This window comes from Candidatus Binatia bacterium (assembly GCA_023150935.1).
GTDB lineage: Bacteria > Desulfobacterota > Binatia > HRBIN30 > HRBIN30 > JAKLJW01.
In genome coordinates this window covers 1-9,114 of sequence record JAKLJW010000074.1, presented here as the reverse complement: position 1 = coordinate 9,114, position 9,114 = coordinate 1, and the positions used below count along the sequence as shown (strand labels likewise).

The 9,114-nt window shown below is 66.2% G+C and carries 5 protein-coding genes and 1 pseudogene; 4 read left to right on the top strand and 2 right to left on the bottom strand.

Features of this window, described 5'->3' with window-relative positions; all coding sequences use genetic code 11:
- Positions 1–279: 279 nt before the first annotated feature.
- The 3 genes and pseudogenes from L6Q96_22560 (at position 280) to L6Q96_22550 (ending at position 5,708) form a co-directional block, all read left to right on the top strand.
- Positions 280–540, top strand: a pseudogene (locus tag L6Q96_22560) (response regulator).
- A 178-nt stretch (positions 541–718) separates the two neighbouring features.
- Positions 719–3,223 (top strand): arylsulfatase, encoded by a 2,505-nt coding sequence (locus tag L6Q96_22555; protein MCK6557332.1) that lies wholly within the window; start codon positions 719–721, stop codon positions 3,221–3,223.
- A gap of 22 nt (positions 3,224–3,245) precedes the next feature.
- Positions 3,246–5,708 carry an arylsulfatase gene (locus L6Q96_22550; protein MCK6557331.1) on the top strand — a complete coding sequence of 821 codons (2,463 nt, stop codon included), beginning with the start codon at positions 3,246–3,248 and terminating at the stop codon, positions 5,706–5,708.
- Between the two features lie 12 nt (positions 5,709–5,720).
- On the opposite strand, the gene L6Q96_22545 is transcribed toward L6Q96_22550, so the two are convergent.
- Both L6Q96_22545 and L6Q96_22540 read right to left on the bottom strand, forming a co-directional pair.
- Positions 5,721–6,767, bottom strand: a complete 1,047-nt coding sequence (locus tag L6Q96_22545; protein ID MCK6557330.1) for a hypothetical protein — start codon at positions 6,765–6,767, stop codon at positions 5,721–5,723.
- Positions 6,768–6,814: 47 nt separating this feature from the next.
- Complete coding sequence (locus L6Q96_22540; protein MCK6557329.1) at positions 6,815–8,062, bottom strand: outer membrane protein transport protein; 1,248 nt, start codon at positions 8,060–8,062, stop codon at positions 6,815–6,817.
- A gap of 254 nt (positions 8,063–8,316) precedes the next feature.
- Here L6Q96_22540 and L6Q96_22535 point away from each other — a divergent pair, with 254 nt between their 5' ends.
- Positions 8,317–9,048 carry an SMP-30/gluconolactonase/LRE family protein gene (locus L6Q96_22535; protein MCK6557328.1) on the top strand — a complete coding sequence of 244 codons (732 nt, stop codon included), beginning with the start codon at positions 8,317–8,319 and terminating at the stop codon, positions 9,046–9,048.
- Positions 9,049–9,114 lie beyond the last annotated feature (66 nt).

Here is a 9,114-nt window from a genome sequence, read left to right as displayed (position 1 = left end):
GGCTTCGGCCGGCAGGCAGCGCGCCCCCCTCCATGGCTGCCTGGATTCGGGACGGCTGACGAATACCGCCACTGAGCAGCGCCACCCCGGCTCAGCACGGTCGAGCCTTGCCCGAAACTATGGCTCCGGGCGTTGACACCGACTGCCGACCCGCAATAAGCCGCTGCTCGGACGGCAAAACCGGCCCGGATCAGTTCCGGAAGGAGCGTGCTCGAAGGTCTGATATGGGGTGTTACGCTAAATGCTCCAGCTAATACGGACTATGCGCTGAGCCGCGTACCCTACGATCTCGTGCTCATGGACTGCCACATGCCGGAGATTGACGGCTACGAGGCGACCCGGGTCATCCGCCAACACGCCGGCGGACCGGCGCAGACGCCGATCATCGCGATGACCGCCAACGCGATGGACGGAGATCGCGAACGCTACCTGGCCGTGGGCATGGACGACTACATCTCCAAACCGATGAAGCTGGAGGACCTCGCCGCGGCGCTGGAGCGCTGGATTGCGCGTGGCGCTCCGCAACTGCCGGTAGCCTGAGCCCACTGCTTCCGTTTGTACTTCGCTGCCGGATGGTTTAGGCACGTCGAGTGCCCCTGAATCGATCCGCCCTTACTCCCGCCGCCCCGACCCGGAAGCGCGACGGGGAGATATTCCCCACGTCGGCGAGGAGGTCGTGGATGATCCTCGCTCGGTATGGCACGACGGGAGCCCCCTCATGACCCGCAAGCTCACACTGGTCGTGATCGCGATCGTCATTGCGGCGGCCCTCGTTGCCGCCTTCACCGTCCCGATCACGGTCGGCGAACACGCCGGGCCTGCCAAACCGGGCTCACCGTCGTACGCCACGCCGCTACGCTCCGACGCGCTGCCGCCGCAACCGCCGCAGTTCGGCGGCGTGATCGAACCGGTCGCGATCAAATCCACGCCCTGGTGGCCACCGAACATCGTGCCGCCGGCAGGCGCACCGAACGTCCTGCTGATCCTGACGGACGACGTCGGGTTCGGCGCGCCGAGCACCTTCGGTGGGGTCATTCCCACCCCCACGCTCGATCGAGTCGCGCAGATGGGCCTGCGCTACACCCGCTTCCACACCACGGCGCTGTGCTCGCCCACCCGCGCCGCGCTGCTCACCGGACGTAACCATCACGCCACCGGATTCGGCGTGATCGCGGAAATGTCCACCGGCTTTCCGGGTTACGACAGTCTCATCGGCCGCGATACCGCGAGCGTCGGGCGCATCTTGCGGGACAACGGCTACGCGACGTCGTGGTTCGGCAAGAACCACAACACTCCGGCGTTCCAGGCCAGTCAGGCCGGCCCGTTCGATCAGTGGCCGGTCGGATTGGGGTTCCAGTACTTCTACGGTTTCGTTGGCGGCGACACCAGCCAGTGGGAACCCAACCTGTTCCGCAACACCTCGCCGATCTATCCCTACGTCGGAAATCCGACGTGGAACCTGACCACCGCGCAGGCGGACGAAGCGATCGGCCACGTGCGAATGCTAAACCAGCTCGAGCCGGGCAAGCCGTTCTTCGTTCACTTCGCGCCGGGCGGCACCCATGCCCCCCACCACCCGACACCGGAATGGATCGCCAGGTTCAAGGGCAAGTTCTCGATGGGATGGAACGCCCTGCGGGAACAGATCTTCGCCAACCAGAAACGGCTCGGGGTGATTCCGGCGGATGCCACGCTCACCCCCTGGCCCGACGAGCTCGCGCGTTGGGAGAACCTGACCCCGGACGAGAAAAAGTTGTTCGAGCGCCAGGTCGAAGTGTACGCCGCCTACCTCGCCTACACCGATTACGAGATCGGGCGTGTCATTCAGGCAATCGAGGACATGGGCAAGCTCGACAACACGCTGATCATCTACGTCAGTGGCGACAACGGATCGAGCGCCGAAGGCTCGCCGATCGGCACGCCAAACGAGGTGGCGGCGTTCAACAGCGTCGCGGTGCCGGTCGAGGACCAGTTGAAGTACTTCTACGACGCCTGGGGGTCAGACCGTACCTACAACCACATGGCGGTGGGATGGACGTGGGCATTCGACACACCGTACAAGTGGACCAAGCAGGTCGCCTCGCACTTCGGCGGCACGCGCAACGGGATGGCGATCGCCTGGCCGCGGCGCATTACCGACGCCGGCGGCATCCGCAACCAGTTTCATCACGTCATTGACGTAGTCCCGACGATCCTCGAAGCCGCCGGCATTGCGGCACCGGCGACGGTCGACGGCATCGCGCAGAAGCCCATCGACGGCGTGAGCATGGCCTACACCTTCGACAGGGTGGGGGCCGCGGCGCCGTCGGCGCGCACCACACAGTACTTCGAGATGTTCGGCAATCGCGGCATCTATCACGACGGCTGGTACGCCAACACACACCCCATCAGCCCACCGTGGCAACTCGGGGCGACGCCGCCCGAGGACATCATGACCGCCTACAGGTGGGAGCTCTACGACCTGAACACGGACTGGACGCAAGCCAACGACCTTGCCGCGGCCAAGCCGGACAAACTGAAGGAACTGCAAGCCCTCTTCATGGCCGAGGCGGTCAAGCACCAGGTGTTACCACTGGACAACTCGCTCGCCCCGCGCATGGTCGCGCCGCGTCCAAGCCTCGCGGCGGGACGCACGGAGTTCAACTACCCCGGACGACTGACCGGGATTCCCATGGGCGACGCTCCGTCGCTGCTCGGCACGTCGTACGTGATCACCGCCACCATCGACATCCCGAAGGACGGGGCTGACGGCGTGCTCGCCACCCAGGGGGGCCGCTTCGGGGGCTGGGGGTTCTACCTCCTGAAGGGCAAGCCGGTTTTCACCTGGAACCTGCTCGACCTCGAGCGCATCCGCTGGGATGGTCCCGAGGCGCTCGCGCCCGGACCACATCAGCTCGAATTCGACTTCGCGTACGACGGGCTCGGCTTTGCCACCCTCGCGTTCAACAACCTGAGCGGTGTCGGCCGCGGCGGTACCGGCACTCTCAAGGTCGACGGCCAGGTCGTGGCAACGCAACAGATGGCGCGCACGATTCCGATTACCCTCCAGTGGGACGAAACGTTCGACGTCGGCGCCGACACCGGCACGCCGGTCGACGACCGGGACTATCAGGTGCCGTTCGCGTTCACGGGCAAACTCGTTGCACTGACCGTCAGGCTGGATCGGCCGGCGCTGACCCCCGAGGACGTCCAGAGGCTCATGCAATCCGCCAAGCGTGACTGACGGCGACGCGACGGAGTGACCGATGAGAACCAGGCGCACAGTTTCGGCGTTCGCGGTATCCGCCGCGTTGTTGCTCCTGCCCGGCACAGGCAGAAGCCAGCAAAATCCCGCGCAGCCCGGGGCGCCATCCTACACGGAGCCGCTGCGCTCGCGCGCCCTGCCACCGGCACCGCCCGCGTTCGGTGGCGTCGTCAAGGACACCGCCGCGGCGTCGACACCGTGGTGGCCCCCAACCATCGTCCCGCCCGCCGGCGCGCCCAACATCTTGCTTATCATGCTCGACGACGCCGGTTACGGCTCAGAGAGCACCTTCGGCGGAACCATCCCGACCCCGGCGCTCGATCGCATCGCCAACGCGGGTCTGCGCTACACGACCTTCCACTCGGCGGCGCTCTGCTCGCCCACGCGCGCCGCCTTGATCACCGGCCGTAACCACCACTCGGTCCACTTTGGCATCGTCGCGGAAGGCGCCACCGGGTTCCCCGGCTACGACACGATCATCGACGAGAGCACGGCCACGATCGCCGAGATCCTCAAGCAGAACGGCTACGGCACCTCGTGGTTCGGCAAGAACCACAACGTCGCCGGCTGGTTGGCCACCCAGGCGGGCCCCTTCGCGCAGTGGCCGATCGGTCTTGGCTTCGACTACTTCTACGGCTTCGTCGGCGGCGACTCGAGTCAGTGGCAGCCAAACCTCTTCCGCAACACCACGCCGATCGCGCCGTACGAGGGCAAGCCATCCTGGAACCTGATCACCGCAATGGCCGATGAAGCCATCGCCTACATGAATCAGCTCAACGCCATCGCCCCGGAGAAGCCGTTCTTCGTTTACTACGTGCCCGGTGCCACGCACGCGCCGCACCACCCGACGCCGGAGTGGATCGAGAAGTTCAAAGGCAAGTTCGACCACGGGTGGAATGAGGAACGCGAACGCATCTTCGCCAACCAGAAGCGGCTCGGGGTGATCCCGGCCAATGCCAGGCTCACCCCATGGCCCGACAGTGTGCCGCGATGGGAGACGCTGTCCGCCGGCGAAAAGCGGCTCTTCGCGCGCCAGGCCGAGGTGTACGCCGGCTACATGGCGTACGTGGACCACGAGATCGGCCGCGTCATTCAGGCCGTCGACGACATGGGCAAGTTCGACAACACGCTGGTCATCTACATCGGCGGCGACAACGGAGCCAGCCCGGAAGGGACGACGCTCGGTACACCCAACGAGTTTGCCTCGTTCAACAGCGTGGTCGTGCCCGTGGAGAAGCAACTCGAGTACTACGACGCGTGGGGCTCCGATCAGACCTTCCCGCACTACGCCGTCGGCTGGGCGTGGGCGTTCGGCACGCCGTTCAAGTGGACCAAGCAGGTGGCGTCGCACTTCGGTGGTACGCGGCAGGGCATGGCGATCTCCTGGCCGAAGCGCATCAGCGACGCGGGCGGCATTCGCCGCCAGTTCCACCACGTCATCGACATCGTGCCGACGATTCTAGAGGCCACCGGGATCGACGCCCCCGAGACCGTCGATGGCATCCCACAGAAGCCCATCGACGGCATCAGCATGGTCTACACCTTCGACAAGGCCAACGCCGATGTACCGTCACGGCGACGCACGCAGTACTTCGAGATGCTGGCGATGCGCGGCATCTACCACGAGGGATGGATGGCCTCGACGACACCCCCCTTCGTCCCCTGGGCGGCGTTCCAGGGCCTGCCCCAGAAGGCACCCTCCGATATCATCAACGGTTACACCTGGGAGCTGTACAAGCTCGACGAGGACCCCACGCAGTACGACGACCTTGCCGCCAGGAATCCCGCCAAGCTCGCCGAGATGCAGAAGGTGTTCATGGACGAGGCCGCGAAGTACCACGTGCTCCCGCTCGACAACCGGGCCCTGGCGCGCTTTCTGGAGCCGCGCCCGAGCGCGACCGCCGGCCGCACGCTGTTCACCTACACCAGCGAGATCAGCAACATCCCGAAAGGCGGCGCGCCGTTCGTCCTCGACCGCTCCTACACGATCACCGCGGAAGTTGAGATCCCGCAGGGCGGTGCGGACGGCATGCTGGTGACAGATGGCGGGCGCTTCGGCGGCTTCGGTCTCTACATGCTGCGGGGCAAGCCGGTGTTCGTCTACAACTACGTCAACCTCGAGCGCTTCCGCTGGGAGGCGAAGGATGCACTGCCCCCGGGGCGGCATGTGATCGTTTTCGACTTCGCATATGACGGGATCGGCTTCGGCCTCGGCGGCACGGGTACGTTGAAGGTCGACGGTCGGGTGGTCGACAGCAAGTACATCGCCAAGACCCTGCCGTTCCTGTTCCCGGAGGACGAAACCTTCGACGTCGGCGTCGACACCCGCACGCCGATCGACGACCGCGATTACCAGGTGCCGTTTCGCTTCCAGGGCAAGCTCGTGAACCTGACGGTGGAGTTGCACCCGATGCGCGGCACGCTCGCGCAGATCGTCGACCTCAAGTGGCGCACGCGTGACTGAGAGGGGCCGGCCCTACATCAAAGGAGGCAACGGCGACGGCACCACGGGGATCACCTTGATCTGGAAGCTGGCCTCCTCCCCGTTGCTGGGATGCACAGGCGTATAGAGCAGGTCGATCTCGAACTTGACGGGCACCGAGCCGCCGAACTTGACAACCTTGCCGATCGTCGGCCCGAACGGGAAGGTCACCTGCTGGCCGGGAGCGGCGTTCCACTGCACCTTCATGGTCGGCTGCGTGCCGACGCTCCACCCGTTGTCGAAGAACCAGCTCGCAAGGTACTGGAGGTGCATCTCCGAAACCGCTTTGCGCGCCGGGTCGCCGGCGTACGAGAACCACTGCTGGAGGATGAACCCGGCGAGCCACCGGTCCGTGCGGTAGCCGGCCACACCTGCGGGTCCGATCTGCCACTTGCCCTGACCGGTCTGATCGAGGTTCGCCGTCGGGAACACGAACGTCGGCCCGAGGGCGAGGCGCCACGGCGTCGGCCGCGGACTGAGCACGAGGTCGAGGATGGTGTCGCCAAACCCGGTGGTCCGCTCCAGAGCTCCGTTCGAACCGGTGTACGGCTTGTCGTCGACCAGGGTGAACCGGGGGCGCGCAATCAGCTTCAGATAGTCGCCCAGCAGTACCGGCATCGTCGACTGCAGCCGCAGTATTGCCTCGAGCTCGGCGCCGGGGCCGTCGAGGTCGCGCAGCACGAGATCGTTTTCCAACTTGACCGACCACGTCACGCTCACCGGATCTGTGACCTGCCTGTCGATCTCGGTGGGTGACAGGCGACCCGGATGCGCGTATGCATCCGGGTCGCGGTCATCGGTCGCATGAACGGCCGGTGCCGCACCGATGAACACCGCCACCAGGGCCGCCGCCGTGCGCAGATTCGGCATCAGGCCCCAACCATCCTGGTGTCCGCCGCCATGCCGCCGCGACGGCGTCCCCTTCACCCTGGCGCGGGCTGCCGCCCGCAACCCGGCGAGCGCCTGGCGGGGGTCCGTCACCCCGGCGAAGGCCGGGGTCCAGCGTCGGATGCGGGGCTGGATGCCGGCTTTCGCCGGCATGACGGACGAAATCATCGCGCCATGCGAGGAAATCCGAGAATCGCAAATCAGAAGCGGCGGAGAACCGTGAGGTTGAAGACGTTTAGCGAGTTGGCCCGGTAGTCGCCCTGCACGGTTCCGGTGGGACGAGCCACGTCGATGTCGGCACTACCCAGGTTGGCGTACTCGTACGCGGCCCCGATCGTGTATGCGGCGTTGACGTCGTACTGCACACCCACGGCAAAGCGGATCTGCCGATCGACCGGGAACGCCGGGGAGCGGTGGACCCCGTCCACGGCCGAGGTATCGTAGGCGAACCCGAGTTGCAGCAGGGTCGGTTCGGCGAGGCGGTAGTGGAGGCCGATCGCGCCCTGAAACGTATCCTCGAAATTGGCATCGACCGCCGTCGATAGCGGCGGCGAGGTCGACAACGCCACGTTGACGTCCCCAAACTGACCCCAGTTCTGCCAGTTGAAGTTGGCCATGAGCGCCAGATCGTCGGTCACGTCGCGATAGGCGCTGACCATGACCTCCTGCGGAATGGTCATGTCCAGCCGGAGCGGTGCACCCAGCACCCCGGCGTTCCGCAGGATGCGTTCGAGGCCCGGGCCGAGTTGCCCAAACGAGGGGACGTCGCTGAAGCTCTGATCGACCTGTGAGCGATACGTGATGCCGAGGCGGGTCTTCGGGTCGATCTCGAAGAGCACGCCGAAGTTGCCGCCGAACCCGACGTTGGCGTCGTCGTATTGCATGCGCCCGTCGGCCAGCGACTCCGCGGCGTTGCTGATGGCGAGCTCGGTCTTCAGTTTCGCCCACTGGACCGAGAAGCCGGCGCCGAGCGACAGCCACGGCAGCACCCGATAGGCGACCACCGGATTGAAATTGAAGGTGAGCAGCACCGATTCGGTGGTGATGTACCGGCCAACCCAGTCGCTGTCGTAGCTGAGCGCGCCGCCGGCGTAGGAGTTGAAGGCGAAGCCGAGTTTCAGATCATCACGCAGGCTGTAGGACGCGTAGACGCCGCCAGTTGGCACCAGGCCGCCGGCGTTGCCACCGTCCGTCCCCGACACCGTGGTTCCGGCACCGACGTCGAACTCGGTCGTCACGATCATGGGCTGCAGGCCGAACTGCACTTGCGAGCCTAGCCGGGTCAGACCCGCCGGGTTCCCGAATGCCGTCGACACGTCGTTGGCAATCGCCGCGCGCCCCGCGCTCGCGGTCCCCACGTCGATGGCGCCGGTTTCGTACACCCATCCCCCACCCGCCGACGCCGCGGTCGCGCCAACAAGGCACGACGCCAGCGCGCCGGCGGCCACTGTGAATGTCCTTGCGCATCTCTTGTGTCCGTCCTGTGAGCTCACGAAACGCCCTCCCCTGCCGCGGTTCGACTGTCGTTGCACGCTCGAAGATTACTGGCGCGTATACGCCCGGAGGACGCTTCAGTAAAAGGGGATCAGTACCGAAAGCTTTCGGAAATTACCCGGCCCGAGCGCACGGGACGGCACTGGCCACGGCACGGCGCTGGTTGCTATGGAACGTGCGACCTCAGAGAGACCGCGCGACCACCTCGATGCGTGTGCTGCACGAACCGCTTTTCTACCCCGAGGGCCCGACGTGGAACGCGTGCCGCCTGTACTTCGTCGAGTATGCGCGGCACGCCGTCGGCGTGATCGACCTCGCGGACGGCGCCGCCCGGACGGTCTGGCAGGAGCCCGGCTTCGGACCGGCGGCCGCCGTCTGCGGGTCCGACGGCACCCTCTGGGTCACCGGCAGCGACAGCAACTGCATCGCCCGGGTCGACTGCGACGGGACCACGATCGAGGTCATCCGGCAGGAGGCCACGGGCCGGTCCTTGCCGGCTCCCAACGACCTCGTCTTCGATCGTGCCGGCGCGCTCTACTTCACTGCCTCCGGCGTCTTCGAACCCACCGCCCCGGTGGCCGGCTGCGTGTTTCGGCACCAGCCCGGCGGCGCGACCCGCCTGCTCGCCGGCGCCATTCACTATGCCAACGGCATTGCTCTCGCACCCGACGGCATGACGCTGTTCGTGAGCGAACACTTCCGCAACCGGGTTCTTGCGTTCGACGTACATGCCGGCGGCACGCTGCACCGGCGGCGAGTGTATGCCGACTTGCACGCACTGACCCCGACGCCGGTCGACAATCCGCTGCTCGGCCCCGACGGGATCGCGTGTTCGCCTACACTCGCCCGCGCCATTTCGCGTGGGCCGACCTGCTCCGCCGAATCTTTCTGTTCGACATTCTCGCTTGCACCGAATGCGGCGGGCGCTGGCGCCTGGTAACGACCATTGCCGACACGTCCGCCGGCCCGTCCGCCGAAGGCTTCGGGCCGCAGGCGAGAGGCCTCC